The sequence below is a fragment of the Bacteroidota bacterium genome, from assembly GCA_018816945.1.
Taxonomy (GTDB): Bacteria; Bacteroidota; Bacteroidia; order Bacteroidales.
On sequence record JAHIVC010000028.1, the window covers coordinates 1 to 13,572 of the forward strand.

14 protein-coding genes and 1 tRNA gene are annotated in these 13,572 nt (G+C 35.3%); 3 read left to right on the top strand and 12 right to left on the bottom strand.

Annotated features, from left to right (window positions below; translation table 11 throughout):
* Positions 1 to 48: 48 nt before the first annotated feature.
* The 7 genes from KKG99_05660 to KKG99_05690 all read right to left on the bottom strand — a co-directional run bounded on the left by KKG99_05660 (position 49) and on the right by KKG99_05690 (position 4,543).
* Positions 49 to 516 (bottom strand): biopolymer transporter ExbD, encoded by a 468-nt coding sequence (locus KKG99_05660; protein MBU1012472.1) that lies wholly within the window; start codon positions 514 to 516, stop codon positions 49 to 51.
* Position 517: 1 nt separating this feature from the next.
* Positions 518 to 1,090 (bottom strand): biopolymer transporter ExbD, encoded by a 573-nt coding sequence (locus tag KKG99_05665; protein MBU1012473.1) that lies wholly within the window; start codon positions 1,088 to 1,090, stop codon positions 518 to 520.
* Between the two features lie 19 nt (positions 1,091 to 1,109).
* Positions 1,110 to 1,529 (bottom strand): hypothetical protein, encoded by a 420-nt coding sequence (locus tag KKG99_05670; protein ID MBU1012474.1) that lies wholly within the window; start codon positions 1,527 to 1,529, stop codon positions 1,110 to 1,112.
* Between the two features lie 6 nt (positions 1,530 to 1,535).
* Positions 1,536 to 2,348: a MotA/TolQ/ExbB proton channel family protein gene (locus KKG99_05675; protein MBU1012475.1), complete on the bottom strand. Its 813-nt coding sequence runs from the start codon at positions 2,346 to 2,348 to the stop codon at positions 1,536 to 1,538.
* Between the two features lie 144 nt (positions 2,349 to 2,492).
* Positions 2,493 to 2,583 (bottom strand) — tRNA-Ser (locus tag KKG99_05680).
* Between the two features lie 154 nt (positions 2,584 to 2,737).
* Positions 2,738 to 3,766: a type I asparaginase gene (locus tag KKG99_05685; GenBank protein MBU1012476.1), complete on the bottom strand. Its 1,029-nt coding sequence runs from the start codon at positions 3,764 to 3,766 to the stop codon at positions 2,738 to 2,740.
* A 3-nt stretch (positions 3,767 to 3,769) separates the two neighbouring features.
* Positions 3,770 to 4,543 carry a TatD family hydrolase gene (locus KKG99_05690; GenBank protein ID MBU1012477.1) on the bottom strand — a complete coding sequence of 258 codons (774 nt, stop codon included), beginning with the start codon at positions 4,541 to 4,543 and terminating at the stop codon, positions 3,770 to 3,772.
* Between the two features lie 89 nt (positions 4,544 to 4,632).
* Here KKG99_05690 and KKG99_05695 point away from each other — a divergent pair, with 89 nt between their 5' ends.
* On the top strand, positions 4,633 to 5,616 hold the full coding sequence (locus KKG99_05695; protein ID MBU1012478.1) for a glycosyltransferase family 9 protein: 984 nt from the start codon (positions 4,633 to 4,635) through the stop codon (positions 5,614 to 5,616).
* A 142-nt stretch (positions 5,617 to 5,758) separates the two neighbouring features.
* Here KKG99_05695 and KKG99_05700 read toward each other — a convergent pair whose 3' ends face one another.
* On the bottom strand, positions 5,759 to 6,403 hold the full coding sequence (locus KKG99_05700; GenBank protein MBU1012479.1) for an MBL fold metallo-hydrolase: 645 nt from the start codon (positions 6,401 to 6,403) through the stop codon (positions 5,759 to 5,761).
* 651 nt (positions 6,404 to 7,054) lie between these two features.
* Between KKG99_05700 and KKG99_05705 the strand changes: the two genes are divergently transcribed.
* The gene (locus tag KKG99_05705) at positions 7,055 to 9,586 is read left to right on the top strand and encodes an adenosylcobalamin-dependent ribonucleoside-diphosphate reductase (protein MBU1012480.1); all 2,532 of its coding nucleotides are present in this window, start codon (positions 7,055 to 7,057) and stop codon (positions 9,584 to 9,586) included.
* 69 nt (positions 9,587 to 9,655) lie between these two features.
* On the opposite strand, the gene KKG99_05710 is transcribed toward KKG99_05705, so the two are convergent.
* Both KKG99_05710 and KKG99_05715 read right to left on the bottom strand, forming a co-directional pair.
* Complete coding sequence (locus KKG99_05710; GenBank protein MBU1012481.1) at positions 9,656 to 10,054, bottom strand: hypothetical protein; 399 nt, start codon at positions 10,052 to 10,054, stop codon at positions 9,656 to 9,658.
* A gap of 3 nt (positions 10,055 to 10,057) precedes the next feature.
* A complete protein-coding gene (locus KKG99_05715; GenBank protein MBU1012482.1) occupies positions 10,058 to 10,834 on the bottom strand; it encodes a radical SAM protein in 777 nt (258 codons plus the stop codon).
* A gap of 113 nt (positions 10,835 to 10,947) precedes the next feature.
* Between KKG99_05715 and KKG99_05720 the strand changes: the two genes are divergently transcribed.
* The gene (locus tag KKG99_05720) at positions 10,948 to 11,922 is read left to right on the top strand and encodes a polyprenyl synthetase family protein (protein ID MBU1012483.1); all 975 of its coding nucleotides are present in this window, start codon (positions 10,948 to 10,950) and stop codon (positions 11,920 to 11,922) included.
* A 136-nt stretch (positions 11,923 to 12,058) separates the two neighbouring features.
* On the opposite strand, the gene KKG99_05725 is transcribed toward KKG99_05720, so the two are convergent.
* Positions 12,059 to 12,619 carry a thioredoxin family protein gene (locus KKG99_05725; protein ID MBU1012484.1) on the bottom strand — a complete coding sequence of 187 codons (561 nt, stop codon included), beginning with the start codon at positions 12,617 to 12,619 and terminating at the stop codon, positions 12,059 to 12,061.
* Positions 12,620 to 12,645: 26 nt separating this feature from the next.
* Positions 12,646 to 13,572: a tRNA epoxyqueuosine(34) reductase QueG gene (gene queG, locus KKG99_05730; protein MBU1012485.1), complete on the bottom strand. Its 927-nt coding sequence runs from the start codon at positions 13,570 to 13,572 to the stop codon at positions 12,646 to 12,648.

Genomic DNA, 13,572 nt, shown 5'->3' on the forward strand with positions numbered 1-13,572 from the left:
AGGAAATAAATTCTATTTCCTCTTTTTTATTAACTTTAAAATTTTGCTTTATTTACGAGCAGCAAGTTTTCTTGTTGAATAGTTAATCTTGAATGCACCTGCTTTGCGCAATTCTTGTTTGATATCAGAAACCAAACCCATTTTAGTCTCATTATGAATTTTTAATGAGGTTGTTATGAATTTACGATCTACTTCATCACGAGCATCTCTTTCTTGGGTAACGAATTCCTGAATTTCGGAAAGCAATGCAAAACGATCATTTAATTGAATACGGGGTTCTGTTCCATAAACCGCCCTATTTTGAGGTGGCCCTACATGAATAAAACTCACCAGCGATTTTTTCTCTAATTTTTCAACTTCTGATGCCTGAGGTAATGTATTTCTTACCATTACCGTAGTTTCTTTCATGGTAGTAGTAACCATGAAGAAAAACAATAGCATAAAAATGATATCCGGCATTGAAGAAGTACTAATTGCCGGAACATCTTTTGATCCTTCTTTTTTAAATCTTGACATATTATTTACCTCCTATATCTTCGGGTTCAGCTTCCGAAACGCTAAGCTTGATCGCTTTATTAATAGCATCAACTAAATTCGGGTCAACAAGTTTATCCTGTTTTTTACCAAATTTTTGCATAGCCAGTTCATTTCTAAGATCAGAAAAGGCCGCAGCAATTTGATCCTGAATTTTTATATACATCTCGTATGAAGTACCACGTAAACTTTTTAAAGAAACAATGCCTCTTGAAACCTGTATCTCTCCCAAATAATCAAATGTTTTAAATTCAACTACCGGATAAGCGGGATCATCTGGATGAATGGACATAAAATCTCTAACATCAGCTCTAAGTGTGTTAATGTCAGCAGGTTTTCCATTTATCATCAGAGCATCTTGATTATTAACCAAGATAGTCATCATATTTCTCTTATTAATATCTGGTATGGGGGCGTCTTTTGGTGGAGGTGGTGATAACTGACGGATGATTCCTGTATCAACATCCATGGTTGTTGTAACCAAAAAGAAGATAAGCATCAAGAATGCAATATCAGCCATCGATCCAGCATTTACCTCCGGAGTTTTCCTTGCCATTTTGCTAAATATTTTTAAGTTAATTAAGCATTTTCCTAATACTGGCTACAGCCAATGAAAGTATTGTAATTCCAATCAGGATATAAGTCATGATCAGTCCACCTCCTATAAATTTTGAGATGCCAGGAGTTACATGAGCTTTTTCATAGATGTCTGCATTGGTCGCGTCTGATGCGAATGCATAAGAGATCCCATAAAGAATTGCAAATCCTACTATTACATATAACATTCTTAAACCACTTTTAGGGTTTTTAATGAAAAAAGCAATAGGGAATCCAATCAACAACACGATGGTAAAGGCAAATAATATATATGCCCATGTTAATACTGTATCGGTCATTGATTCTCCGTTAATATAGAATAATACAAATAGTACAGCTGAAATTGCAAATACAACCAGTAGACCAATTTGTAATATCTTGTTAATAGTATCAGTCATGATCAATTAGTTTTTTGATTTGAATTTTGTAAGAATGTCAATAAAAGTGATAGTGCTATCTTCCATATCGTTTATTAATCCATCAACTTTAGCAAGAAGATAATTATAGAAGATTTGAAGAATAACAGCTACGATCAAACCAAATACGGTTGTTAAAAGCGCAACTTTCATACCTCCGGCAACAATGTTTGCAGAAATATCACCAGCAGCTTCAATAGCTTGGAAAGCTACGATCATACCAATTACAGTACCCATGAAACCAAGCATTGGCGCAACTGAAATGAATAATGAAATCCAAGATAATCCTTTCTCTAATCGGCCCATTAAAACACTACCATAAGAAACAATAGATTTCTCTACGATTTCAATTCCTTCAGAATAGCGATCCAATCCTTGATAAAAAATACTGGCAACAGGACCTTTTGTGTCTCTGCAAATGTCTTTTGCAGCTTCAACTCCTCCGGTTTGCAATGCAGATTCAATCTGATTTAATAATTTTTGGTTGTTGGTTGTAGCAAGATTTAAATAAATAATTCTCTCAATGCTTAAAGCAAGACCAAGAACCATTGTAATCAATACTAAACCCATAAATCGCCAGTCACCTGCGATAAATTGTTCTTTTATTACTTGTTGAAACCCCTGACTTTCTGCAGCTTCAGTTCCAAGAGTGTTAACAACATCAGTTGCTTGTGCTTCAACTGGGGTTGTTTCAGATGTCATTTCAGAATTGGCAGTAATATTACTCTGTGCTACCACCATGTTTGAAAATCCAAAGGTTAGCATTCCTGCTATCGTCATTAAAGCAATTAATTTTTTCATAGTTAACGTTTATTTTTCTTAATAATTCAAACTTAAAAAATGATCAATTTACTGTTTTTTAAATATTTCTGGTTTTTTTAGTTCGCAAATATAAATATTTATTTTAATTGAGTAAAACATTTACCTAATTTTTAGAATAAATAATGGCGGAGAGGAAGGGATTCGAACCCCCGGTACACTTTTGGCGTACACACGCTTTCCAAGCGTGCGCCTTGAACCGCTCGGCCACCTCTCCATGATTCATAACTATTTTATTCGTTGCAAAAATATAAAAATTTTCATCTGTTTTTAATTTGTTTTTCATGAACCACTCGTTATACTGCATAAATAAACTCTGAAGGCCGCACTAAAATCCATTTTTCATCTCTATTTTATTTTATGCTGACATATTAAATTGTCAGTTCGCCACGTAATGAAGTTTGTAATAATTTTTTTGTTTTAGTTAGGGTAAAGTTATTTCCCAATAAATACATCAATTTTGCAATGGCTGATTCTGTTGTTATGTCGTAACCCCCAATTACCCCTATCTTACCAAGATTCATGCTCGTTTCATATTTGCCAATTTCTACCGAACCTTCTTTACATTGTGTTACATTAACAACGATGATTCCATCTTGAATGGCATCGTTCAATTCTTTTAAAAACCATTTATCTGTAGGTGCATTCCCCGCCCCAAATGATTCCAGAATTACGGCTTTTAAGCCGGGTATTTTAAAAATCGCTTGTACCGTCATCTGCGAAATTCCGGGGAATAGCTTTAAAATGGCAACTTTATTATTTAAATTGGTATGTATAATCAGCGGTTTATTATTTGCTTTTCTGATGTAATTCGAATTGTATTTTATATGAACTCCAACTTCAGCCAATGGTGGGTAGTTCCCCGAAAAGAAAGCGTTAAAATTCTCCGCATTCATTTTGCTCGTTCTGTTTCCCCTTAATAATTTGTTTTCAAAATAAATCGCAACTTCCGGGATAATAGGAAGTCCATCCTTTTTTGAAGCTGCAATTTCAATGGCAGTTATAAAGTTTTCACGACCATCCGTTCTGATCATACCCAAGGGCAGTTGTGATCCTGTTAAAATTACGGGTTTATTTAAGTTTTCGAGCATAAAGCTCAACGCTGAAGCAGTGTAGGCCATCGTATCTGATCCATGAAGTATAACGAAACCGTCGTAATTATTATATTCTTTATCAATAATTTCAACAAGTTTTACCCAAAAATCGGGATGCATATTGGATGAATCGATGAGTGGGTCGAAAGAATGAAACTTCAAATCGCATCCAATTCTGTTTAAAACAGGAATCTGATCGTAAATTTTATCAAAATTAAATGGTTGCAGAGCTCCGGTTTCTTCATTCTGAATCATGCCGATGGTTCCTCCGGTGTATAAAACCAATATTGAAGATTTTGTCGTCATAATTTACTGATCAATTTTAAAAATGCGTTTGGCATTATCAGTGGTAATTTCTGCCACCTTTTTAATACATATTTGTTTTATTTCTGCAACTTTTTTGGCTACATAATAGGTATGAGCACTTTCATTGCGTTTTCCCCTATGCGGAACCGGTGTCAGAAAAGGGGCATCGGTCTCTAAAAGTAAGTTTTTCAGGTCGATAGCCTCTACAATTTTATCGAGACCTGCATTTTTAAATGTAACCACACCACCAATTCCTAACAAAAATCCCATCTCAATTACTTCAATTGCCTGTTTCAATGTTCCATTGAAACAATGAAAAACACCTGTGATCTTTTCTAAATTCATGGATTTAAGGACAGATAAAATTTCTGTCATCGAATCTCTTGAATGGATAACTATTGGTAAATCATATTTTTTGGCCAGTTCAATCTGAAATTTAAAAGCTTTAACTTGTTCGTCAATAAAAGTTTTGTCCCAATATAAATCGATGCCGATCTCACCAACGGCAATAAATTTTCTTTTTGCTAGCCAGGCTTCAACAATGCTTAATTCTGATTCATAATCTTCATTTACATCTGTTGGATGCAGTCCCATCATAGCAAAACAATTAGTAGGGTATTTTTCTTCCAAACTTAACATTCCTGCTACGGATTTACTATTGATATTAGGAAGAAACATGTACTTTACACCCTTCTCAATTGCATCATTCACAACCTGATCCCGGTCGTTATCAAATTCATTTAAATATAAATGGGTATGCGTATCAATGAGTATCATGCCGCAAAAATAACACAAAAGAAGTGATATAAGCTTGAAGAAATTGAATTTGAAATTGCATATTATTTATATTTGCATAAAAGCCAGCATTGAAAAAAATTCTGATTATAAGATTTAGTTCAATTGGGGATGTAGTTCTTACCACCCCGATTCTCCGATGCTTAAAAACTCAAATACCGAATGTTGAAATTCATTATCTGACCAAAAAGAAATTTGAATCCATACTGTCTGCCAATCCTTATATTGACCATTTACATACCATTAATCAGAAAATAGCCGAAGTACTTCCTTCACTTAAAAAAGAAAAATTTGATCGGGTTATTGACTTGCACAAGAATTTTAGATCTTTTGGGATACGTCTTAGCTTACGAAGACCAAGTTCCGGTTTCTCGAAAACTAATTTCAGAAAGTGGTTAATGGTGAGATTTAAAATAAACAGACTTCCCGAATATCACATTGTTGATCGTTATTTTAAGGCGATTGAAAAACTTTCAGTTAAAAACGATGGAAAAGGCCTGGATTATTTTATTCATGAAGATGATCGACTTTCGTTGAATGATTTACCTGAAATTTTCAGAGAAGGCTTTATTGGGATTGTTATCGGGGGTATGCATTTTACCAAAATATTGCCTGCAGACAGAATAATTGAACTTATAAAAAAGTTGGAAAAACCAGTTGTATTAATGGGTGGACCCGAGGATTTTCATTGCGGGGAATCAATTATAGCAGCAACCGAAGCCCCTGTGTTAAATTCCTGTGGAATGTATTCTCTCAATCAATTAGCCTCACTGATATCCTTAGCCGATAAAATTGTTACAAATGACACCGGATTGATGCATATTGCTGCCGCTTTTGAGAAAGAAATTATTTCGGTTTGGGGAAATACAATACCCGAGTTTGGAATGTATCCATATTTACCTATCGGTGCTGGTCAAAAAACTCATTTGTTCCAGGTTGATAACCTGAATTGCCGGCCTTGTTCTAAAATTGGATTCGACAAATGTCCTAAAACCCATTTTAACTGCATGAATAAACAAGATGTGAATGAAATGGCGAAAATCCTTAATCAGTGAGAATTAAATTTTGAGAAACAAAATTAATTATTCGAACTCCTGCCATACGTTATACCCGCCGAAGAAGGGCAGGATGGAATCCCGAGCGATGTCGAGGGATCTGATGGATTGTGTTTCGAATACTTTGCGAGATCGTGGATAGTTAATTCATCCCTACAAAAGGATTATTCTCCTTTTCATATCCAATTGTTGTTTTTGGGCCATGTCCAGGTATTACTGTATAATCATTGGGCAAATTGAAAAGCTTTTCATGGATACTCTTTTTCAATAACTCAAAATTACCGGTTGGTAAATCGGTTCGTCCAATACTTTCCCTGAACAATACATCTCCGACAATAACCAATCTGTCTTCTTCGCTTAAAAAGCAAATGCTGCCATCGGCATGCCCTGGTGTATAAAGCACTTTTAAAGTAGTAGAGCCAAACTCTATCATACTCTCCTCATTCAAGAAATATAAAGGTACACGTATGGGATCTATTGTAAAACCAAAGTCTAAGGCGTGTTCTGCTGCAACGTCAATAAATAACTTACCTGCCTCATGTATCCCTAAATCAAGCCCGTATTGTTCACTCATGAAATTACATCCTAAAATGTGATCAATATGGCAGTGTGTATTTATAAGTTTAACCGGTTTTAACGATTCCGATTCAATAAATTTATGAAGCTTATTTTCTTCAGATTCGTGGTAACAGGCTGCATCAATAATTACACATTCTTTGGTTTCATCATATAAGATGATGGTATTGACCTGAAATGCATTAAACTCAAATATTTTAATTTGTAACATGAATTTTATTTTTAAATCACAAAGATAAAATTTAGTAGCGAATAAAATTTATCTAAAAAATATTGATTTCTTTGCAATTAAAAATAGCCGAAATCGGAGGATTAAAACATATCTGATTTTACTAAATGTTTTTAGTCACTTGAGTTTAAAGTGATGTTGGAAGGTTTCGGAAAAATTTTACTATTGAACATTTTTTTAATAAAAATTCATTAGCAAAAAGTTGACCATTTTCTAATTTTCTGTAATAAAAATGTATTAAATATTTTTTTTATACTATATTTTTTTTGCTGTCAATGGCTTACGATTTTTCAACCATGTCATGTTAATAACATTTTTATTCCGTACGAGTTTTCTGTTGTATCTTGCTCTAATATAAAAAACCAAATATTTGATTTTTTATCCTTCGGGATATCAGTTACTTATCAGAGATCAAATTTATAATTTTAAGTTAACTTTTTAAGCATGGATAACAATCTTTTTGCCAGTATTGACAAAGAATTGGAGAAGAAAAATACACCAAACTATTACGATGAAGTTTTAGAAAAAAGGATACGTCCTGAACTTCCTCATGAGGAACTAAAAACACTAAACGAAAATAAAGGGAGCGAAAAATTGGAAGCAGCAGTTTTGGAAAAGAAGAGAGAGACTTTAATGAAGTACACACATGAGGAAGTTTTAGTAAGCGCAACAGAATATTTCAAAGGAGATGTTCTGGCTGCAAATGTTTGGATGAATAAATACGCTTTGAAAAATTCAGCAGGGGAAATTTTCGAATTGACACCTGATGATATGCATCTTCGTTTAGCCAGTGAAATTGCCAGAATAGAAAAAAAGTATCCCAACCCATTGGGTGAGGATGCTATTTATGAATTATTAAAAGATTTTAAATACATCATTCCTCAGGGAAGCCCGATGGCCGGAATTGGAAATAATTTCCAGGTTTCTTCATTGTCTAATTGTTTTGTTATTGGCAGTGATACGAATTCGGATTCATATGGGGGAATCCTGAAAGTAGATCAGGAGCAAGTTCAGCTAATGAAGCGCAGGGGTGGAGTTGGCCATGATCTTTCGCATATTCGACCTTTTGGAAGCCCTGTAAAAAACAGTGCGCTTACCTCAACGGGAATCGTTCCATTTATGGAACGTTACTCTAATTCAACTCGCGAAGTTGCGCAGGATGGCAGGCGAGGTGCTTTGATGTTAAGTATTTCTGTGAAGCATCCGGATGCTGAAAGCTTTATTGATGCAAAGATGGCATTAGGCAAAGTTACCGGTGCCAATGTTTCGGTAAAATTGGATGATAATTTCATGAAAGCAGTAGTAAATAACACTACTTACCGACAACAATATCCAATAGATTCTGATAATCCTACTTTTGTTAAAGATATAGATGCAAATAGCCTTTGGAGTAAAATAATCCATAATGCATGGCAATCAGCAGAGCCGGGAGTCCTTTTCTGGGATACCGTGATCCGGGAATCGGTTCCAGATTCATATGCAGATAAAGGATTTAAAACACTTTCTACCAACCCTTGTGGGGAAATTCCATTGTGTCCTTACGATAGTTGCAGATTGCTCGCGTTGAATTTATACAGTTACGTTGACAAACCATTTACAAAAGACGCCAGTTTTGATGGTTCATTATTTAGCAAACATGCACATCATGCTCTGCGAATAATGGATGATATCATTGACCTTGAAGTTGAAAAAATTGATGGGATTTTAGCGAAAATCGATGCCGATCCGGAGATTTTTGAAACCAAAAGAATTGAATGGAACTTATGGACCAACATCCGTCAAAAAACCTTGGAAGGACGCAGAACAGGTATTGGAATCACCGCAGAAGGCGATATGCTTGCTGCTTTGGGATCACGTTATGGTACTGAAGGTGCAACAGACTTTTCAACAGAGGTGCATAAACTCTTAGCGATAGAAGTTTACCGTTCATCAGTTGAATTGGCAAGAGACCGTGGTCCTTTTCCTATCTTCGATATTGAAAAAGAAAGAAACAATCCTTTCATTAATCGGATTAAAGATGCAGCTCCCATCGTTTTTGAAAATATGGAAAAATATGGACGCAGAAATATTGCCATGTTGACCATCGCTCCGACAGGAAGCGTAAGTATATGCTCTCAAACTTCTTCAGGAATTGAACCTGTTTTTATGGTGTCATACAAAAGAAGAAGAAAAGTTAACCCAAACGATAGAAATGTCACGGTTAACTTTACCGATGAAGTTGGCGATGCATGGGAAGAGTATAATGTATTCCATCCCAAATTCATAACTTGGTTAAGTGTTAACGGTTATAACCCCGAAGAAGTCCAGGCTTATTCAGAGGAAGATCTTAGCCAAATCATTAAACAATCGCCCTATTATAAAGCTACTTCAAATGATATTGATTGGCTAAGCAAAGTTATAATGCAGGGAGCAATTCAAAAGTGGGTCGATCATTCAATTAGTGTTACGGTTAATGTTCCAAAAGAAGCGACCGAAGATTTGGTAAGTAAAATTTACCAAACTGCGTGGGAAAGCGGATGTAAGGGAATGACCATATACCGTGATGGTTCCCGCTCAGGTGTTCTTATTTCAAATGATGACAATAAGAAAGAAAAAGAGAACGAAAATGAATTCAAAGAAACCAAGGCCCCAACCCGACCAAGAATATTGGAAGCTGAAATTGTAAGATTCCAGAATGACTATGATAAATGGATCGCGGTAATTGGTGTTCTGGATCAAAAACCTTACGAAATTTTTACCGGAAAAGCAGACGGATTCTTTATTCCTCCATTTGTTACCAAAGGTTGGGTTATCAAGAATAAAAACGAAAAACAAGTCACCCGATACGACTTTCAATTTGAAGACAAAGATGGCTATAAGATTACTATTGAAGGATTATCACGTTCATTTAATAAGGAGTTTTGGAATTATGCAAGATTAATTTCCGGAATTTTACGACATGGTATGCCGATCCCTTTCGTTACTCAGCTTATTAATAATTTGACCTTGGATGATGAGTCGATCAATACCTGGAAAAATGGGGTAATCAGGGCATTAAAAAAATACATTCCTGATGGAACGGAAATGAAAAAATCAAACTGTCCGGAATGCGGGGATAATGAAGGTCTTGTTTATCAAGATGGTTGTTTAACATGCACATCGTGTGGTTATTCAAAATGTGGTTAACATTACGCTTAAATTTAAACTTAATTAGCCCGGGTCTGGTTTACCCGGGTTTTTTTGCCAAAAAAAGAACTAGAAACTCAGTTTATGGTAATCAAATTCCTGACTGTCGACAAATTTTTTTATGCTGAAGGCCATTCTGGTAAAGATCTGCAAGTCATGATTATTAAACCATTCAATCGCTTCTTCTTTTCCTCTGCACGCATCCGCCAAAATAATTAATAAATCAAAGTGATTATCTTTTAGCCATTGATAGGCTTTTTGATCATTTGTAATTGCAGCATCCAAGGCGGCAAATTGAGAATGGCCATTTTTAATGAGCCAATTTACTGCCTCATCGCTTCCTCTAATTGCCGTTGATAATGCTGCTAATTCCGGATATCCATTTTTCAATAGCCAATCCAATATATTTTTATTTCCATCAATGGTTTCTGTAAATGCAACTAAGATTTTGGCAGGATATTTTTCCATGATTTAATATACCTCTGTTTTAATTCCTAAAGTATTAACCCTTGATGCAATTTCCATTAGCTTTTCTTTGTGGATTTTATTTAAGTCTTGTGCGGGTGTTTCTCGGTCGATAGGATAGATCATCACCTTTTTAGGATTAATTTTTTTGATGAGATCGAGCCACAATCCCACTTCTTCTTCATTAGTATTATCAATAATTTTTCCATCAACCGTGCCCGTTAAAAATAAAGTCTGAATAATAAGGTTTCCCTTATAGAGGCTGAGATTTTCAACATGCTGGGCAAGACTTGTATTTGACTTGGATAAATTTATTCTTTGAAATTGGGTTTCAGAACCCGCATCCAGTTTTAAAATATTATTATCAACTTTTAAAAGCGCATTAAAAACTTCGGGCTTGTGAACCAAACTGGCATTTGATAAAACAGTGGTAGATGCTTTCGGGAAGAATTCATCCCTTAATATAATAGTATCATCAACTATTCTTGCAAAATCGGGATGGATAGTTGGTTCTCCATTTCCGGCGAAAGTTATATTATTAGGCACCACTCCATCTTTAACAAGTTGCTCTGATTTTTGTCTTAGAAGTAAGGCGATCTCTTCTCTTTTAGGAAATGGAGAGTGTTTGGTTTTATGTTCTTCATTCCATCCGCATTCGCAGTACACGCAATTAAAGGTGCAATATTTATAATCAATCGGTAAAAGGTTTATTCCCAGCGAAACTCCCAGCCGACGGCTTTTCACGGGGCCAAAAATTATTTCATTAAATAAAAATCCGGACATAGTTTGTTTTTTGCAAAATTAGCGAATATCCTGCATTTCTTTCAAAACAGAATTCATGTTTTCTCCAATCATTTGAAAGTTACGGAAAAGTACTAATTTTGATTAATTAAACCATGGATACACTCGATCAAATAAAAGCACCCATTAAGATTCATCTGAAGGATTTTACTAAGGAATTCAATCAGTCGATGAAAAGCAAGGTTCCGCTACTCAATACGATTACCGGATATATGGTAAAGCGGAAAGGAAAACAAATAAGGCCAATATTTGTTTTTCTATCTGCCGGAATTTGCGGTGAAATTTCAGCAAAAACGAGTAGAGCAGCCTCTTTGATTGAACTGCTACATACTGCTACCCTGATTCATGATGATGTTGTGGATGAATCATACAAGCGACGTGGGTTTTTTTCATTGAATGCCTTATGGGGCAATAAAATTGCAGTACTGGTTGGCGATTTTTTACTTTCAAGAGGTCTCCTCCTATCCGTTAAAAATAATGATCATGATTTGCTGAAAATAGTTTCGGATGCAGTTCAGGAAATGAGCGAAGGAGAATTGCTTCAAATTGAAAAGGCAAGAAAACTCGATATTGAAGAGGATATTTATTTTGAAATCATCAGGAAGAAAACAGCCACCTTAATTGCGTCATGTTGTGCAACCGGTGCTGCTTCTGTTGGAGCTCCTGCAAATCAGGTGGAAGCATTCAGGGAATTCGGCGAAAATATTGGAATCGCATTCCAGATTAAAGATGATATTTTTGATTATCAGCAAAGCACCAATAAAGAAAAACCGGCAGGAATTGATATTAAAGAAAAAAAAATGACCCTTCCACTCATTTTTCTGCTAAAAAACTCAAGTTATATTGAAAGACGAAAAATTATTTATCAGGTAAAAAACAAAAGTAGGGATCCAAAAATAGTTGCCGAAATCATTGAGAAAGTTAAACAATCGGGAGGGATCGAATATGCCACAAAACACATGAACCATTACCGAAATCTGGCACTTGATTTTTTAAAACAATTTCCGGAAAGCGAATTCAAGACATCCCTTCAAACCCTTGTTGAATACACAACAAGCAGAAACAAATAATTAAAATAGCCTTTAGCTGTTTGCTATTAGCTCTTAGTATTAAACTCCCAATTTATAATAGCCAACAGCTAACAGCCAATAACCAATAACCAACAGCATTTTTAGTCTAAAATTCTGAAATTATTCTATCGGAAAACTATTCCAATTTCCATTTAATGCCACATCCGATACTTGGGAATTGCTCCTTATTAATTTCTTTTCCATTAACAATGGCGTCAAGTGCATTTCTTAAATCAGAACCGTTAACAGGAACATTATTTCCCGGTGTTGAGCCATCTAGACGACCGCGATAAACACATTTTAAATCACCATCAAAAACGTTGAAATCAGGCGTACAAGCAGCACTATAGTTCATCGCAATGTTTTGGGATTCATCGTACAAATAACTAAAAGGAAATTTTAAACTTGTCGCCCAATCTTTCATCTTTTCCGGATTATCTTCAGGATAATTTGCCACATCGTTTGAGTTGATCGCAATAAATGAAATCCCTTTGGGAATATAATTGTTTGCAATCGCAATAAATTCATGGATGATGTGTTTGACAAACGGACAATGATTGCAAATAAATGCAATTACTGTTGCTTTATCTGATTTTAGTTCATCTAAGGATTTATGTACTCCACTCACCGGATCGAAGAGCTTAAAATTAGGAGCAGTAAACCCAAGGGGTATTTGTATCGTTTCTGTAGCAGCCATAGTTTTTTTAGTTTTGAGAAAATCTCTTAGTCAGAAACAAATTTGATGTTTCTTTTTAGTCCTGCAAATTTAGTTCTCAATACTGCGGAGTTTTTAAATAATTTGTTAAATTTTCCTTTTTCAAGATTTTGCCAGTCTTCAGCCTTCATTCGAGACAGCTCCTCTGAGGGTCTAAATTCAGGAATTAAGGTAGGGATTGCTTTCTTATTCCATGGACAAACATCCTGACAAATATCACAGCCGTAAATCCATTTGTTAAAAGAGTTTTTGTAACGATCAGGAATTTCATCTTTGTTTTCGATGGTCAGGTATGAAATGCATTTTCTCGCATCCAAACGATATGGAGCAACCAAGGCATTGGTTGGGCAGGCATTGAGGCATTTGGTACAAGAGCCGCAATAATCTTCAATGGGTTCATCAACATCTAAATCCAGATCAATAATAATCTCCCCGACAAAAAAGAAAGAACCCTGTTCTTTCGTAATTAAGCAAGTGTTTTTCCCAATCCACCCAAGACCGCTTTTTTGTGCCCATCTTTTATCCAGCACAGGAGCCGAGTCGACAAAGATTCGTGCAGTTCTCTTGCCACATAATTCTTCAATAAAATTTAATAGTTCTGTAAGTTTATCTTTTAGTACAAAATGATAATCTACGCCATAGGCATATTTCGAAATTTTATATTGATCTTCAGCATGAAGCGGTTTTTCAGGATAATAATTTAGCAAAACCGAAATAACCGATTTTGCGTTTTCGACTAAAAGGCGGGGATCAGTGCGTTTTTCAACATGATTTCTCATATAGGCCATCTCACCTTCATGATTCTGATCCAACCATTTTTTAAAAAAAGCTACATCTTCGACTAAAAAGTTAGCTTTAGAGATCCCACATGCATGAAAGCCAATTTTTAGGGCAAAGTTTTTTATCTTCTCCGAAATTGTTACTTGCTCAGGCAT

What these genes read in the sequence shown, in the direction of transcription:
- KKG99_05660 (MBU1012472.1), bottom strand. Translation starts at nt 516, where the DNA reads ATGTCAAGATTTAAAAAAGAAGGATCAAAAGATGTTCCGGCAATTAGT.
- KKG99_05665 (MBU1012473.1), bottom strand. Translation starts at nt 1,090, where the DNA reads ATGGCAAGGAAAACTCCGGAGGTAAATGCTGGATCGATGGCTGATATT.
- KKG99_05670 (MBU1012474.1), bottom strand. Translation starts at nt 1,529, where the DNA reads ATGACTGATACTATTAACAAGATATTACAAATTGGTCTACTGGTTGTA.
- KKG99_05675 (MBU1012475.1), bottom strand. Translation starts at nt 2,348, where the DNA reads ATGAAAAAATTAATTGCTTTAATGACGATAGCAGGAATGCTAACCTTT.
- KKG99_05685 (MBU1012476.1), bottom strand. Translation starts at nt 3,766, where the DNA reads ATGACGACAAAATCTTCAATATTGGTTTTATACACCGGAGGAACCATC.
- KKG99_05690 (MBU1012477.1), bottom strand. Translation starts at nt 4,543, where the DNA reads ATGATACTCATTGATACGCATACCCATTTATATTTAAATGAATTTGAT.
- KKG99_05700 (MBU1012479.1), bottom strand. Translation starts at nt 6,403, where the DNA reads ATGTTACAAATTAAAATATTTGAGTTTAATGCATTTCAGGTCAATACC.
- KKG99_05705 (MBU1012480.1), top strand. Translation starts at nt 7,055, where the DNA reads ATGAAGTACACACATGAGGAAGTTTTAGTAAGCGCAACAGAATATTTC.
- KKG99_05710 (MBU1012481.1), bottom strand. Translation starts at nt 10,054, where the DNA reads ATGGAAAAATATCCTGCCAAAATCTTAGTTGCATTTACAGAAACCATT.
- KKG99_05715 (MBU1012482.1), bottom strand. Translation starts at nt 10,834, where the DNA reads ATGTCCGGATTTTTATTTAATGAAATAATTTTTGGCCCCGTGAAAAGC.
- KKG99_05720 (MBU1012483.1), top strand. Translation starts at nt 10,948, where the DNA reads ATGGATACACTCGATCAAATAAAAGCACCCATTAAGATTCATCTGAAG.
- KKG99_05725 (MBU1012484.1), bottom strand. Translation starts at nt 12,619, where the DNA reads ATGGCTGCTACAGAAACGATACAAATACCCCTTGGGTTTACTGCTCCT.
- queG (MBU1012485.1), bottom strand. Translation starts at nt 13,572, where the DNA reads ATGCCTGAGCAAGTAACAATTTCGGAGAAGATAAAAAACTTTGCCCTA.